This is a genomic window from Psychrobacter okhotskensis (genome assembly GCF_013248965.1).
Lineage (GTDB): Bacteria > Pseudomonadota > Gammaproteobacteria > Pseudomonadales > Moraxellaceae > Psychrobacter > Psychrobacter okhotskensis.
This window is the reverse complement of the sequence record NZ_JABRVQ010000005.1, coordinates 74,193-89,802: the sequence shown is the minus strand read 5'-3', so window position 1 is coordinate 89,802 and position 15,610 is coordinate 74,193. Positions and strand designations below refer to the sequence as shown.

The window sequence follows — 15,610 nt, the reverse complement described above, 5'->3', positions numbered from 1 at the left end:
TCGTCTATTATGGCGGCGTATTTATTGCTATGCGTGATTATATAGTTGCTAGCAGTAATTTTATAGTTAACGATATCAATATAGTCAATGACATCCATAATGGTGTCGTGATTATTGCTATTATTAACGTCACTCAGTTATTTATAGTCATAGTAATATTTTAAATAGACCCTTGTCAGCAGATTGGTAGGTATCGTACGGTTTATGCAGCAGTCACCTCATTCCCCACAGTCTCAGTCAGTATCCGCGTCAGCCATTGAGTCTGCTGCTAAGCTATCCAGTCTGCAACAGACGTATGCAGTGATTCCGCGTGCGCGTCCCCAAACGCCGCTACTTGATGCGATCAATACGCCTACTGACCTAAAAACACTCACTACCGCGCAGCTGATAACCTTGGCTGATGAACTGCGGCTTTTTTTGCTGTATTCAGCCGGTCAGAGTGGTGGACATTTTGGTGCCAATTTAGGGGTGGTTGAGCTGACGATTGCGCTGCATTATCTCTTAGATGCGCCGCAAGATCAGATTGTTTGGGACGTCGGTCACCAAGCCTATGCGCACAAAGTTCTGACAGGTCGACGCGATAAGCTCGGAACGATTCGCTCAAAAGATGGTTTAACCGCTTTTCCAGAGCGGGCTGAGTCGACTTACGATACCTTTGGTGTTGGGCATTCATCGACCTCTATCTCAGCTGGTCTTGGCATGAGTCTAGCGCTGCGTTACCAAGGCCGTGCACAAACGGTTGCTTGTATTATTGGTGATGGGGCTATGACCGGTGGCATGGCGTTTGAAGCCATGAATGACGCCGTGCAACAAGATGCCGATCTGCTCGTTATTTTAAATGACAACGATATGTCGATATCCTGCTCTATCGGTGGCTTTTCCCGGCATTTAGCGATGCTATGGGAGTCAGGCTATCAAGTTGATATCTCTGATACTGGCGAGCCTGTGCTGTGTCACCGTCCTGATATGCAGGCCTTTGACCGCCGCAAACGCCATAAAGAGATGCGCGATGTACCGCAGTTAGAAGACAATCTATTTAAAGCGATTGGCTTTACCTATTTTGGCCCCTTTGATGGTCATAATATCCCTGAGCTGTTACGAGTATTGTCGCTTGCCAAGCAAGTAACAGGTCCGGTCTTAGTCCATATTTATACCACTAAAGGTAAGGGCTTTGCGCCAGCAGAATTAGATCCAGTCGGCTACCATGCTATCAGTAAATTGCCTGATGAAGTGAAACCTACAGAACATAAAACTGCAGCAATCCATACTCAAAAAACTAATGTTCCAGAAGCTGATATTTCAGAAGCTAAGCCTGCCTTAAAGTACTCACAAGTATTTGGTCAGTTTCTATGTGACAAAGCAGCGGCGGACGATAAGTTACTGGCGATTACCCCAGCAATGGAAGAAGGCTCGGGGATGATCGACTTTGCTCGTCATTTCCCCGAGCGCTTTTTCGATGTCGCTATCGCTGAGCAACACGCCGTAACGCTGGCCGCTGGTATGGCGACCCAAGGCGTTAAACCTATTGTCGCGATTTATTCGACATTCTTGCAGCGTGGTTACGATCAGCTAATTCATGATGTCGCTTTGCAAGACCTTGATGTGACGTTTGCTATCGATCGCGCGGGTCTTGTCGGTGAAGACGGCGCTACTCATGCTGGCGTGTTTGATTTTGCCTTTTTACGCTGCGTGCCCAATATACTGGTTGCCGCGCCAAAAGATGAAAATGAATGCTACCATTTGCTCAATACTTGTTATGAGTACCAAGGATGTACAGCCGTACGCTATCCACGCGGCGTCGGTACTGGGGCTATTATTACTCAGCCAGCGCAAATTTATAACATCGGCGAGGCGGTAGTAGAGGCCGTATTAGGTAGTGCTGATGCCCCTAAAAAACTGGCGTTATTGGCATTTGGTACGATGGTTGCGACGGCTCAGCAAGCGGCAGAAAGCCTTATTAATGATAATATAGAATCAGACTGTCAGATACACGTCGTCAATATGCGCTGGGTAAAACCGTTAGATACTCAATTGCTCGAAACCTTAATTGAGCAAGGTATTAGCCATATAGCCACTCTAGAAGAACATATGATAATGGGCGGCGCGGGTAGTGCGGTCAATGAGTATTTGCTGAACGAATCTGCTGCTTTTAAAGCCAATCGTCCAGCTGTCTCTAATATTGGCATCTCTGATCGCTTTATCGCACACGGCTCTCAAGTCGAGCAATGGGCTGACTGTGGTTTAGACGCTGATGGTGTGGTCAGTCAACTGCAAATATTATTGTCTTAATTTTATATTGCGGAAATGGATTTATAAAAAGCTTTAAAGGTTACTGTTTTGATTATAAAAATTCGAAAAAAGATAGTCGTATAACCAACAGATATAACGCCTGCTTAGCCGTGGGTGCTGACTTTTTTACAACTTGCGCAGTTTGTGACGACCATTAAAATAGTGGTTGGCTTAGTGAACGTGAAGGTTTTTTCGTCTCTATCGAACAATTTTAGTATAATGCGGTTATTGTTTTTAAAGGCTAGATTTTTAAAAACGACGTTTTTTAATCGTGTAGCAATAGTGTGATGCGACGGCTGATTGGCATGTTGTGAGCACAGATTTAGTATTATTTTTGACAGTTATTCATCAAGTAAATGTTTTATTCATTCATCAAGCAAATAGGTTATTTATGGAACCCATGGTCGTCATCGCAGCGCGTACTGCTGAAAAAGTTGGTAAAGAGATTTTATATGCGCATCAAAACCGCCACAAAATTGAATTAGATATCGAGTCGAAAGGGCTTGATGGACTGGTCACGCGTATTGATCGCTTTAGCGAAGAGCTGACCATTGAAACCCTAAAAGCCAGCTATCCAAATCACTCGTACTTGGGTGAAGAGTTTGGTATGCAAGAAGGTCGCGGTGAAGATGCTGACTGGTGCTGGATTATCGATCCGCTAGATGGCACCAAAAACTTCGTTCATGGCGTGCCGCAGTTTTGTGTGTCTATCGCGGTACAGCATAAAGGCGTGACTCAACATGGCGTTGTCTATGATCCTGTCCGTGATGAGATGTTCTCTGCTAGCCGTGGTAAAGGCGCACGCTTGAACAATCGCCGTATGCAAGTGAGCGAGCGCAAAACGATTGATGGTGGTTTATTTACTACTGGTCATCCGCTTGAGCGCAAACGCAATGGTGAAGTTGTTTCTTATGCCAAAGAGCATTTTGAAAGCCTGCTAAAAATCTCTGAGTCTGGTGGCCAGATTCGCCGTTTAGGCTCTGCTGCGCTTGATTTGTGTTATGTAGCGGCTGGTCGTTTTGATGGCTACTTTGAGATGTCTATCAAGCCTTGGGATATTGCGGCCGGTGAGCTTATCGTGACCGAAGCACGTGGTGTGGTCGTCGATCATACAGGCGCGCACAACTCAATGACCTCAGGCTCTATCTTTGCTTGTAACATCAAATTATTAAAGCCGTTGATGCAGGTGGTTGTCCCAACATGGGGCGACGCAGTCTAGTCAGTTAACGACAAGCTAGTGATGGCATGAGATTGGTCAAATGATGAGTAATTAATACTGTTTTGCTAGTGCATGTTCTAGGGCTAGTCTTCGAGTTTTTAACATAAAAAAAGCTGGCATTATAATGGTGCCAGCTTTTTTATTGCGTCATGTTTTACTGCTTAAACGTTTTACTACTTAAACGCTTTATTCACTGGCCGCTACAGTCTTGGCGTCACTAATACCTTCTAATAAACTCAGCTCATCTTCGAGCAACCCTAGCATATCTTGCAGATGCGGCAGCAGTTTGCTACAAGCAGTGATACAAAATTCAATTTTATCTTGATAGCTAGAAAGCGTGATATTCAGCGCTTGACCATCGACGATGATTGAGGCTGGATATAGCGCTTTTAGCGGTGCACCATTCCAATATAGCGGCTTTTTGGAGCCCGGCACATTAGAGATAATAAGGTTAAATGCCTGCTTCCTTGGGAATAAACCTGTCAACACATTGATGCCTTCCCATGCATAAGCAATGGCGCTGTAGTTGATAACTTGCGCTTTATTCATCCGTCTAAAACGACGCTTACCACTATTCACACTCTTATAAATCAATTGTAAACGCTTGGCTGGGTCGTCTAAGTGCGTGCCCAAATTGGCCATCAAAAATGAGATTTGATTGCCTGAGGCGCTCTCATCACAGCGTAATGACATGGGCACAAAGGCAATTAACGGCTTGGTCGGCAGGGCATTCATAGAGAGCAAGTAGCGACGTAATGCCCCCGAACAAACAGCGAGCACCACATCATTGACGTTAACCTCAAACGCATCAGCGATAGTACGAAAGCGCTGAATGTCATAAGATTGAGCGGCAATGCGCCGCGAGGCTGAGATACGCTGATTAAGAATACTCATTGGCGCATCAAAGGTGCCGACGTAATCTTCATCATCACCATGCTTAAAGTTGTCGAGCAGTTCGGTAAAGACGGGCTTGATGGTAGACAGTTGCTCTTTTAAGATACTGCGCACTGAGCGGTCAGCGGGTAATAACTTATCCACTGACTTACGATGACGCGCTATCAGCGACCATATGGGCAAACTGACAGGTTCAGTCGGCGATTGCGACAAGGACTTTTCGACCAGACGCATGGCAGCAACACCATCGACCAACGAATGATGGATTTTGAAATACAACGCAAAACGTTCAGGGCTACCCTCGGACTCAGGCAAGATACCTTCTATCACGTGACATTCCCACAATGGCATGGCGCGGTCTAGCAATCGGCTATGCTCTTTGGAGATATACATCAACAGCTCACGGACACGTCCGGGGTTGGGCAGCGCCACATGGCGAAAGTGATGTTCGACATCGAATTGATCATCTTCCTTCCAAAACAGCAGTCTTTCGAGCACTTGGTTGAAGGGAAAGCTCGGTGGTACTGTGGCATTTTGCATTTGCTGCACCAGCTTGTAGACGAAGTCACCGTTCGCATTTTGTCCATCTTGTGGTAATTCAAATAAGAACAAGCCCCCCACGTGCATGGGCTGTTTACGCGACTCAAGAAGTAAGAACAACTGGTCAACAGCGGTGAGAAGTCGCATAATAAATCCTTTTATGGCGATAAGTTATCAGTAAAAATTATAGAGTCTACCCACTATAAAGCTGCTACAGCGTTAACCAAGTGCAAACCATACGAGGGTATCGCTTGCACTTGGTTTTTTTGTATCGACCTTTACTGTGGGCTGACCGTCATTAATAAGTGGCTATTTGGCTGACGACTAAAACAATGCTTTTAAAGTATCATAGCTCCAGTGTCATCGCACCGAGTAGCATTACATTGCCTCTATCTTATTATTTTATAACTGGCTTTTCATCAAAAATATATATTAAAAAATGATGGCAGCCAGTCAATAGCTACTGGAAAAAATAGCCCGTTTGTGGCGAGCTGGCAGTCGCCATCTTGCGCATCGGCATACGACCAGCTAAGAAAGCCTGACGTCCTGCCCAGACAGCATGTTTCATCGCATGAGCCATCATCACTGGATCTTTGGCATTGGCAATCGCTGAGTTCATTAGCACGCCATCACAACCAAGCTCCATGGCAATCGCGGCATCAGAAGCCGTGCCGACGCCAGCATCAACCAAAACGGGCACTTTAGCATTTTCAATAATAAGGCTAAGGGTGTGGCGATTAAGCAAACCAAGACCCGAGCCAATTAAGCTACCAAGCGGCATAATGGCGACACAGCCCATGCTTTCTAATTCTTGTGCGACGATAGGGTCGTCTGAGGTATACACCATGACTTCAAAACCATCATCGATTAACGCTTTGGCGGCTTTTAAGGTTTCTATGATATTGGGATAAAGGGTTTTTTCATCACCCAAGACTTCCAGCTTCACCAGATTATGCCCGCCTAATAGCTCGCGAGCAAGCTTGCAAGTCCGTACCGCAGTTTCGGCGTCAAAACAGCCGGCAGTATTGGGCAAAATAGTGTATTTATCAGGGGAGATTACATCAAGCAAATTGGGCTCATCGCTATTCTGACCGATATTGGTGCGACGAATGGCGACCGTGACAATTTCTGCTTCTGAGGCGCCAATGGCAGCCCCTGTCTCGGTCATGTCTTTATATTTGCCAGTACCGACCAACAGCCGCGACGAAAACGTACGGCTACCGACAGTGAAGGTGTCTTGGGAAAGTGGTATAGGGTTGGTAGTAGTGGGAGCCTGTGACATAACTGAAAATCCTAATAGCGAGCATGCAGGGTTGGACAGAAAAATTAACGTTAATGATATGAGCGTTAAAGAAGCGAGCGTTAATCACTAGTTATTGATTAGCCGTTAACTAATCGCTGGTAATTACTGACTACTGGTAATTACTAACTAACTGACTAATAGTAACGCATTGTCAGCAAAATAAGAAATCACATGATAGTCTTATTGAGTATAAAGTGGTTAGCAAATACGCCAGCCACATAAAATGCTACTCGCCCAAAACAAAATGCTATTATAACAAACTCATGCGCGCTTACTTGCAGTCTTTTTGGGTTTAGTCAATGAAGTGCGCCATGCCTTTTTGAGGCATGAAAAGGCTTTTATTTCTGCCGTTATATCTATTTATCAGGTCGTCTATATGATGCAACTGCCGTACAGTTTTGCCAAACGCCATCAACTCTTGGCCATTCTTGCTATTGATCCTGAGCTGCCAGCGACTTTAGTGCTGACCGAAGCCACGCCGTTATCAGCGATTAATGAGGCGGTGCGTTTTTTACAGCAGCAAGGCATACGTGGTGTGCCGACTTACGAGAGCATCAGTGCCGATGACTTTGAAAGACGTATGAACGCCGCTTATGCAGGCAATACGGGCGAATCACAGCACATCGCCGCTGGGCTTGAAGATCATCCCGATCTCGATAGTTTAGCAGATAGCGTGCCTGAGACTGAAGACTTGATGGATCAGCAAGACGATGCGCCAATTATTCGACTGATTAATGCGCTGTTGTCCGAAGCGATTCGCCTTAGCGCTTCAGATATCCATATTGAAACCTTTGAAAAACGTCTGGTCGTGCGCTTTCGCGTCGATGGCGAGTTAAAAGAAATTATTACCCCAAAACGCCAGCTGGCACCATTATTGGTCTCGCGTATCAAGGTGATGGCTAAATTGGACATTGCCGAAAAGCGCGTACCGCAAGATGGGCGTATCAGCTTAAGACTGGCAGGACGAGAAGTAGATGTGCGGGTATCGACCTTACCATCGAGCTTTGGTGAGCGCGTGGTCATGCGTTTATTAGACAAGCAAGCAGGTCGCCTCAATATGACCTATTTGGGGCTTTCTGATAACGACTACACCGAGCTTAAGCGCTTGATTCATCGTCCGCATGGCATTATTTTGGTGACTGGACCGACAGGTTCGGGTAAAACCACCACGCTATACTCAGCATTGACGGATCTCAATGACCAAACTCGTAATATCTTGACCGCCGAAGATCCGATTGAGTTTCAGCTCGATGGTATTGGGCAGACGCAAGTCAATAATAAGGTCGATATGACCTTTGCCAAGAGTCTGCGCGCGATGTTGCGTCAGGATCCAGACGTGGTGATGGTCGGTGAGATTCGCGATTTAGAAACCGCTGAGATTGCGGTACAGGCATCGTTGACAGGACATTTGGTATTATCAACCTTGCATACCAATACCGCCATCGGTGCGGTGACGCGCTTGCAAGATATGGGCGTAGAGCCATTTTTATTATCTTCATCACTGATTGGGGTGGTCGCCCAGCGTTTGGTACGTACGCTATGCACGCATTGCCATACGTGGCAGCCTGCTGATAGAGAACAAGCCAAATTATTTACTGAAATTGGTATAGGGTTACATGCTGAAAGTTTAATAGCACAGACGATTAACTTACCCAAACCCGTTGGCTGTGATAAATGTAATAATTCAGGCTTTAAAGGGCGTACCGCGATATATGAAGTCGTTCCCGTTGATGATACTTTGCGGCGGATGATTCATAGCAATACAGCGGAGTACGAGCTAGAAGAATATGCGCGCCAACAGACACCATCGATACGTGCTGATGGGTTGCGTAAAGTCATCGCAGGAAGGACAACATTGGAAGAAGTATTGCGAGTGACCAAAGAGAGCGCACTCACTGATGATATGATTGTATAAAGCGTGATTGTATAAAGCAGAACGGTTATTGAGTCAACGTCAGGTCAATTGACTCAATAACCGTGTAACGAAAAAAGCCAGTTTGGCTTACTTTTAATAGCGCTACTATTTTGCGGCAGTGCATTCAACTTCAACGCTAGCACCCGCCGCTAACTCTGCAACGCCAAAGGCGGAGCGTATAGGGTAGGGCTTAGCCAATTCAGCTTTATAGACTTTATTAAAATCATCAAAATCGTCCATGTCGGTCAGCATCGCCATACATTTGACGATGTCTGACTTTTGATAGCCGTATTTTAACAAGGTTTCATTGATATTATCTAAGGCTTGTTTGGTTTCGGCTTTGATACCGCCTTTGACCAATTTGCCATCTTTAAAACCGATTTGCCCTGACATGTATAAAGTGTCGTCGACGCGTACCGCTTCTGAAAATGGATAGTTGCCGCCATCGCCCAAAAAGACAGGGCTAGATTTAGTCATGCTTGTGCTATTCGTTGCGGGTGCTGCATTGGCGCTAACGGCAAATCCTAATGAGCACGCAGCCACTAAGAGCGCCTTGGATAAATTGGCAGTAAGTTTATGAGTATATGTGGACATCGCTGTCTCCTTATTATAATACCAAACCTAAAAATTATGATTAGCCTTGTTAAACGCGTTTAGTCTACGGTAAGTAGTACTTTCAGCCGTTTTACTCGCTACTTTCATTTTTGTGTGTGAATGGTATAAGTTTATGGATTAAAAGTGCGCTATAAAAAAAGTCGTTAATAGCGCAGTCGTTGTTATGTCTGTTATTACGTTATCATTTGCTTTCGATTTTATCATCGTTTTCGGTTGTAACGCCGTCTGTTGCAGCAGTCTCAGTCTCGAATTTGGACTTATTATTTTGTCCTTGACGGCGTGCTTCTAACTCTGATTTTGGCACCCAAGCCCAGAGCATTTCAACGACGATAGGGTCACGCTCACTATCAGACTCGCGGTCATGAATCACGCAAGGAATAACCATTTCACCTTTTGGCGTGTTCAAAATGTCCAAGCGTTGCTCATCAGACAAGGTCGCCACTGCAGCCACTTGACCTTTTTTGATTGGGCGATAGAAATTCACCGAATACGATTTAATCAATAATACGCGGTCAGAAGGTAGGTTTAGACCTAAAATAAAGCCAGTCGCGGTTTCAGCCAGTAGGGTAATGGCAACGGCGTGGATAGAGCCGATATGGTTTTGCACCGCTTTGCTATTATTTAAGCTGACCACGACTTGGTTGGGGTCAACTGTTTCATAATAGACGCCCGTCGTGCCGACATAAGGTACAACCTTGCCAAACGCTTTGGATAAAATAGTAGAGCGTGCACCAGCGGGTAAATATTTTGTCACTGATAAGAGTTTGGTAAATTGATTGTTCACAGGCTTTAGGGTGCTCTTGGGCTTTTCGACTGGCGATTTTGTGCTGTCAGATACGGTAGCTGGCAATTTATTGCTCAGCTTGCTAGGGAGTTTTTTTAATAATCCTGACATACAAAAATCCTTCTTTAGATGGGTTAAGTAAAATTTCTAGCATGATACATTGTTCATTATAGTGGCAAATGTAGTGCATGTTATCGTAGCCGCTATGGCGACTATGGTACCTCAACCTAGATGTGGCTACTATTATTAGCATGAACTGCTGCGCTTATTAAATGGCAGTAACGTAACCATAGCATTAGCATTGATTGGGCGTTATGAGAGATCATAAGATATTTTTAGACGAAGTTATTTGCTAGATTAAGTGGCTAGCGATGTTGAGTGCAAAATAACCATGACTTGATAGTGGTATTTTAGCACGCGTTATTTATCATTTTTTATTTCCATTGTGATTGCCGGAAGAAGTTATGCCTGAGATGTCTATTCATGAGCCAACCAATATCATTTATACCGGCGTCGCTGGTACTGGTAAAACCTACCAATTGCTCCAAATTGCTCAGCAATATACCGACTATTTACCGAGAGCGAACGATGCTGATTTGCTGGCACAGCTATTACAAACGTTAAGCTGGCGTGATGTGGTATGTTTGATATTTTTAGATTTTCACTCTGAAAAACAAGATCTTATAAAAGTACCCGAAATTGTCAGTCATGAATTCTTTGTTGCCAAAGCTGCCCAAAATGCGCGTGAGAAGAACTTAAGTAATACAGCGTGGTCGGTGCTGCAAATGCACAGTCCTAGCAGCTCAAAAACCGTGACGTATAAAAACCGTGCTAGCCAAGCTTACTTTGATAAAGACCATAGCGGCGCTTGGTACTTGCTACCCGAAAGTATGGATTTATTAAGCAACTTAGCGCAGCAATTGGCAGAGTTTCAGCAAGCGCAGCGTGACAATACCGCAAGCCAGCATCAAGCTTTTAGCGAGCAGCGTTTTAGTATGGTCAGCTTTCACCAAGCCTATGGTTATGAAGAGTTTGTCGAAGGTATTCGACCTGTCATGGCAGCCTCTGGTCATAACGGTCACCATTTAAGTAAGAACCATGAGACGGGCAATAGCCAAGCACAGATGAGTTACGCCATTCAAGATGGGACGTTCCTTAAACTTTGTCAGCGTGCTGCGCGTGACCCTAAGCGGCGCTATGCCATGCTGATTGATGAGATTAACCGTGCCAACGTCTCACGGGTATTTGGTGAGCTACTGAGCCTGATTGAAGCTGATAAGCGCGCTGGTATGGCAAACGCTATGAGCGTAAATTTGGCCTATTCTGGTCGTGCGTTTAGTGTGCCAGCCAATGTCGATATCTACGCCACGATGAATACACAAGACCATTCTTTAGCGCCACTAGACATGGCCTTGCGTCGGCGCTTTCGCTTCATTGATTGTCCGCCTAAGCCCGAATTGTTACCCATTATCACCGCTGTTGGCAACGCTAAGCAAAGCCTAGAAGATACGCAAACATCAGAAACCATAGATTTGGCTAAGTTGCTAACGGGTTTAAACAATCGAATTACTCAGGCGTTGGGGGCGGAGGCGCAATTGGGTCATGCATTTTTATTCAACGTACAGCATTTGGCGCAGCTACAAACTGTATTGGCGGAGCAAATTATTCCGCAATTGGCGCAAGCGGCTGGCGGGCAAGTCGCTATCTTGCAGTATGTGTTTAGAGATGAGCCGCAGCCGATGAAGGCGCAGTTTATTCAAGATAGCCAAGCGCAGATTAGTGATCATGTGGATGACGAGATAAATCATCAAACGAATGACGTGCGACCCAATCCATTATTTAACGGTCATAATGCCTTTTTAGGACAATCGATTAACACTGGTAGCTATCGGATTAATGCCGATCTTATCGAAAGAACAGGCGAGTTCGCCACTCTATCCGTCTACCAGCGTTTATATTGATAAGGTTGCTAGCTAGTGACGAGTAGAGTAATACAGTCTGAGAGTAAAGCGATAGGTAGCAACGCTAACAGTATCGATATTGCTAATAGCGCCAGAATAAAAGCGCTCGATGCTAATATTATGACGGTATTTGAGCATCAACGCTTAATGGCGCACGATTTCTGGCAAGCGTCTGACTTTCATTGGTTGATGGCGCAAGAGTTTGCTGTATTTACTATTAAACGAAAACAGGGACAATGGCAACTCAAGGTCGGGCATTATATCGGCATCGTATTGTTACCGAGCGGTATGACGCTTGAGATATTACCCAAATTAATTGCCTCAGCATCTACCAGTCGCCCGCAGCAGCAGTCCTTTGAGCCCCATCAAAACAGCGATAGCGATATTGGACAAATCCGTCAATGGGTACAAAACATGCTGTCTGATTTGATTAATAGCAGTAATCAACGTAACGGTAAATCAGCCAATACAAAAAGCTTGGGTCAATTTAACTCGCAGGTAACACCGCTGCCGTTAGCTGCACCATCGCTATCAGATTGGCTCGCTCGCCAGTTTTTACAGCGCTTGGCGCATTATCAACCAACCCAGCATTACCAAGCTCAGGTGGATAATCAGGCAACGCTACAAGGTCGGCTACTTATCAAAGAGCAACTGCGCCGCAATAGTGTACAACCGCATAAGTTTGTCTGTGAGCGCAGCGTGCTCAGTCAAGACATGCTGAGCAATCGTTTGATTAAAAGCGCGCTGGTATGGCTGGCACCGCTCCTGCAAACAGCCATGCCACCCAAGTCCATACAGCTCTGGCAACAAGTGCGGGCGCTTAATTACCATGAGCGGCAGCGCCTAGAGTCGGTATATCAGCAAGCAAAGCGCCAGCTAGCACTACAACCGTTGAGTCAGCTACAAGCACAGGCCGCGCAGCAATTGTTAGAGTTGGCTTACTGGCTATTGCAGCGCTCAGATATACAAACCGGCAACGGTATCGCTGCCAGCCTATCCTCTCAACCTCTATCGCGACCACGCTTGTGTCTATTGATGGATATGAATCAAGCTTTTGAGCAATGGGCAAGCCTACGTATCGCCTCGATGTTTGAGCAACTAAATAAAAATTATCAGGCACTGCATCAAGCACAAAGCGTGTGGCTAAATGATGCAGAAGGACAGACGTGCCTGTCTATCCGTCCGGATTTACTTATTTATCAGACCCCAAATGATGATATTCGTGAGGAGAAAAATGCTAGAAAACATCCCTATGACGATAACCAGAGCATGGCTAGCGCAAAAGAGACGCGTAACTACAGCCATGTAATCGATATAAAGTGGAAGCATCTGAGCCATTCAGGTGCGCTCAGTGCCAGCGATGCCTATCAGTTGACCAGCTATGCGCAAGCGTATCAAGCAGGGCAGGTGTGGTTGGTCTATCCTGTACAAGGTAACGTCAGACAACCTGTCGCGCTCAGACAACAGATTCATGGAAGTGGTAACGCCGATAGTCATAACTCAGCTTCTGCAAAGCTGTGGCTTATGCCTTTTGATGTGCTGAGTGGCACGCTGAATGGTGAACTACCACAAGAGTTATAGACGCTGTAATTACTTCGGTTCATAAGCAAACATTCCCACCGAAAAATGGCTCTCCAAGATAATTTTAATATAATTTGGCTAATTTATAAAATATTCGAAAATAGGTGTTGACACACTCGCCTTTTCCCCTTAATATGTGCACCTCGATAGCGAGGAACATTAAGCAGTTAGCGGCATTGCCAATAACCAATTAATCAACTTAACTATCGTGATAATAGAAAATTTCGGAGTGTGGCGCAGTTTGGTAGCGCATCTGGTTTGGGACCAGAGGGTCGTAGGTTCGAATCCTATCACTCCGACCATCTATTTTAAGAGCCTTACAGGCTTTTTTTTATGTATAATGATATTGTTTTGATGCTATAAGTTTTTGCTATTATAAACAAATCAAGATGTATAAAAGTCCTCTAAGAGCGCCTGTAGCTCAGCTGGATAGAGCATCTCCCTTCTAAGGAGGTGGCCGCAGGTTCGAATCCTGCCAGGCGCACCATTTAGCCTGCAAATCTTGCCTTCCTTGGCAATAGTTATGGCGGTTGTAGCTCAGTTGGTAGAGCCCCGGGTTGTGATCTCGGTTGTCGTGGGTTCGAGTCCCATCAGTCGCCCCATTTTATTTAGTATAACTTTCTACATAACTTTTATACCCACTAATTGCCCTCGTTGGCATTTTTTTTCGTCTGCGTTTTTTATATTTGTGCTTTTTATATCTGAACTTCCTATCTCTGTACTTTCTACCTTTGCATTTTATTCCTTCTATCTCTTCAATTTTTTCCACTGCTCTGACTGTTTTTTGCCGGTTAGACAATCTTATTTTGTTCCTTGTTTTTTACGCACGCACTGTTGGCTTCTTTAGTTGCCAACGGACTTGTTAGGCGCTAAATTTCTTACCAGTGTTTTATGAGCGCTACAGTGAGTGAAAAATAATATCAAACCATTACGCACTGCTGATATCTATTTTCCTTGCTTGCTTGCTTGCTGTGCCTGCGCAGACAAAGATTACAAAAAGTTGATATCAGCAATAGCGTCGCGTTTTTAGGATATTTTATGAGTACAGTTAGTTTTGATTAGGGCTTAACTTTTATTTAGTTATAACTCCCTACTGCTTTTGGGGTAAAATATTAATTATTAAGTAAATATAAATCGTTAATTAAGAGTTTCGCATGATAATGTGGGGGTCATTACGAGGATTTGGCTCATTTAGAGTTATTTACAGTCATTAAGCGCTGTCAATGTTGCCAATATTAGCGTTCTTTACAGAGGCTATAAAAAATCGTATTGTTAAAAATTAGCGTTCGATATGTGTTTAGCGTACGTATAACTTTAATCGCAGTCCACAATAAGTGATTTTTCTTGTGTAATATCTCTTAGGTGGTTTATTTTGCAGGGTTAGGTTCAACTGCCATAGATTATTGAGGAAGTTATTGATGGACGCACTGAGTGTATTGCTACAAAATGTGCATTTGTTTGAGACAAAATACTATCGTTTAAATGGTGCTGGTAACTGGTCGTATTCGCTTACCAGAAAAGACACTATTCTGTTTTATTTGGTGATGTCAGGCAGCTTTTGTATCGATGTGGGCAACGGCTTACGAGAGGCACATGCTGGCGACATCATCATGGTTCCCAATGCCTATCAACACGTCAGTTATGCGCTGAATCATCATGGTGATGATGCCAAGCCATTGGATGAGCTGCTCACTAACTGCAAAGATAATACGCTTGATCTCACCAGCAATGGCGATGCGAAGTCGTCTTTGATACTGATTGAGTGCAAATACGACAAAGAGATGGTTCGTCCTTTATTATCGGTATTGCCACCGATATTGCCTGAGATTAATAATGACACCGATGGGCGATTTGAGGTTATTGATGTAGAGATTAAGCTGTTAACCTTAGAGTCTAAGCATGAGCGTATGGGCAAAACGGCGGTGATCAACCATTGGGCAAGTATTATGATGATTGAGTGTTTGCGCGTTTATATCGAAAGCATCCCCGAGGTCACAGACAATTGGCTAAAGGCAATGAAAGATCCGTTTTTGACCAAAGCGCTAGCAGCGATGCACGATGAACCGAGCAAAAACTGGACGATTTTGACGCTTGCGGAAGTCGCTGGAATGTCGCGTTCCAGCTTTGCGCAGCGTTTTAAAGACACCATTGGTATGCCACCATTGACCTATCTAATCGATTATCGCTTGCGCCTAGCAGCCCGTTATTTGCGCTTGCAGCAAAACAGTATCAGCCGTATTAGTGAGCTGGTCGGTTATGCGTCGGACTCGACCTTTAGCCAAGCTTTTAAGCGCGTCTATGGGGTATCTCCAAAAGCCTATCGTCAGCAGTACCAAAGACAGCTATTGGCTTAGTATCTTGCAATGTGTTGATTGTTAAGACAAAGCGTTAAGGTTAACGATTCGACCTTAACGTTTTTTTTGTCTTATGCCTACTTGGTTATTCAGTATTGTTGTTCAACAAGCAAACTTAAATGGCGTTATTTGATTGAGGCTATTTTGCTGCGGTA

At 44.7% G+C, this 15,610-nt stretch carries 10 protein-coding genes and 3 tRNA genes; 9 read left to right on the top strand and 4 right to left on the bottom strand.

What is annotated here, in order from left to right:
- Window positions 1–204 precede the first annotated feature (204 nt).
- On the top strand, window positions 205–2,289 hold the full coding sequence (gene dxs, locus HQR03_RS04165) for a 1-deoxy-D-xylulose-5-phosphate synthase (RefSeq protein WP_173239249.1): 2,085 nt from the start codon (window positions 205–207) through the stop codon (window positions 2,287–2,289).
- 391 nt (window positions 2,290–2,680) lie between these two features.
- A complete protein-coding gene (locus tag HQR03_RS04160) occupies window positions 2,681–3,508 on the top strand; it encodes an inositol monophosphatase family protein (RefSeq protein ID WP_025651750.1) in 828 nt (275 codons plus the stop codon).
- A 186-nt stretch (window positions 3,509–3,694) separates the two neighbouring features.
- On the opposite strand, the gene HQR03_RS04155 is transcribed toward HQR03_RS04160, so the two are convergent.
- Together HQR03_RS04155 and HQR03_RS04150 are read right to left on the bottom strand one after the other, a co-directional pair.
- Window positions 3,695–5,089 carry a WS/DGAT/MGAT family O-acyltransferase gene (locus tag HQR03_RS04155; protein ID WP_173239248.1) on the bottom strand — a complete coding sequence of 465 codons (1,395 nt, stop codon included), beginning with the start codon at window positions 5,087–5,089 and terminating at the stop codon, window positions 3,695–3,697.
- 313 nt (window positions 5,090–5,402) lie between these two features.
- A complete protein-coding gene (locus HQR03_RS04150; protein WP_173239247.1) occupies window positions 5,403–6,224 on the bottom strand; it encodes a thiazole synthase in 822 nt (273 codons plus the stop codon).
- A 397-nt stretch (window positions 6,225–6,621) separates the two neighbouring features.
- Here HQR03_RS04150 and gspE point away from each other — a divergent pair, with 397 nt between their 5' ends.
- Window positions 6,622–8,160 (top strand): type II secretion system ATPase GspE, encoded by a 1,539-nt coding sequence (gene gspE / locus HQR03_RS04145; RefSeq protein ID WP_173239246.1) that lies wholly within the window; start codon window positions 6,622–6,624, stop codon window positions 8,158–8,160.
- 105 nt (window positions 8,161–8,265) lie between these two features.
- On the opposite strand, the gene HQR03_RS04140 is transcribed toward gspE, so the two are convergent.
- A complete protein-coding gene (locus HQR03_RS04140) occupies window positions 8,266–8,754 on the bottom strand; it encodes a RidA family protein (RefSeq protein ID WP_173239245.1) in 489 nt (162 codons plus the stop codon).
- A gap of 202 nt (window positions 8,755–8,956) precedes the next feature.
- On the bottom strand, window positions 8,957–9,670 hold the full coding sequence (locus HQR03_RS04135; protein WP_025651745.1) for a DUF4442 domain-containing protein: 714 nt from the start codon (window positions 9,668–9,670) through the stop codon (window positions 8,957–8,959).
- A gap of 353 nt (window positions 9,671–10,023) precedes the next feature.
- Here HQR03_RS04135 and HQR03_RS04130 point away from each other — a divergent pair, with 353 nt between their 5' ends.
- The 6 genes from HQR03_RS04130 (at window position 10,024) to HQR03_RS04105 (ending at window position 15,455) form a co-directional block, all read left to right on the top strand.
- The gene (locus tag HQR03_RS04130) at window positions 10,024–11,520 is read left to right on the top strand and encodes an McrB family protein (protein ID WP_173239244.1); all 1,497 of its coding nucleotides are present in this window, start codon (window positions 10,024–10,026) and stop codon (window positions 11,518–11,520) included.
- A 15-nt stretch (window positions 11,521–11,535) separates the two neighbouring features.
- A complete protein-coding gene (locus HQR03_RS04125; RefSeq protein ID WP_336217785.1) occupies window positions 11,536–13,101 on the top strand; it encodes an McrC family protein in 1,566 nt (521 codons plus the stop codon).
- A 225-nt stretch (window positions 13,102–13,326) separates the two neighbouring features.
- Window positions 13,327–13,403, top strand: a tRNA-Pro gene (locus HQR03_RS04120).
- Between the two features lie 108 nt (window positions 13,404–13,511).
- Window positions 13,512–13,588, top strand: a tRNA-Arg gene (locus tag HQR03_RS04115).
- A gap of 39 nt (window positions 13,589–13,627) precedes the next feature.
- Window positions 13,628–13,703: transfer RNA gene (locus HQR03_RS04110), tRNA-His, on the top strand.
- Window positions 13,704–14,519: 816 nt separating this feature from the next.
- Window positions 14,520–15,455, top strand: a complete 936-nt coding sequence (locus HQR03_RS04105; protein WP_101210755.1) for a helix-turn-helix domain-containing protein — start codon at window positions 14,520–14,522, stop codon at window positions 15,453–15,455.
- Window positions 15,456–15,610 lie beyond the last annotated feature (155 nt).

Excerpts from the sequence above, each read along its gene's own strand:
- gspE (WP_173239246.1), top strand. The coding sequence starts at position 6,622 with ATGATGCAACTGCCGTACAGTTTTGCCAAACGCCATCAACTCTTGGCC.
- HQR03_RS04160 (WP_025651750.1), top strand. The coding sequence starts at position 2,681 with ATGGAACCCATGGTCGTCATCGCAGCGCGTACTGCTGAAAAAGTTGGT.
- dxs (WP_173239249.1), top strand. The coding sequence starts at position 205 with ATGCAGCAGTCACCTCATTCCCCACAGTCTCAGTCAGTATCCGCGTCA.
- HQR03_RS04130 (WP_173239244.1), top strand. The coding sequence starts at position 10,024 with ATGCCTGAGATGTCTATTCATGAGCCAACCAATATCATTTATACCGGC.
- HQR03_RS04105 (WP_101210755.1), top strand. The coding sequence starts at position 14,520 with ATGGACGCACTGAGTGTATTGCTACAAAATGTGCATTTGTTTGAGACA.
- HQR03_RS04140 (WP_173239245.1), bottom strand. The coding sequence starts at position 8,754 with ATGTCCACATATACTCATAAACTTACTGCCAATTTATCCAAGGCGCTC.
- HQR03_RS04150 (WP_173239247.1), bottom strand. The coding sequence starts at position 6,224 with ATGTCACAGGCTCCCACTACTACCAACCCTATACCACTTTCCCAAGAC.
- HQR03_RS04155 (WP_173239248.1), bottom strand. The coding sequence starts at position 5,089 with ATGCGACTTCTCACCGCTGTTGACCAGTTGTTCTTACTTCTTGAGTCG.
- HQR03_RS04135 (WP_025651745.1), bottom strand. The coding sequence starts at position 9,670 with ATGTCAGGATTATTAAAAAAACTCCCTAGCAAGCTGAGCAATAAATTG.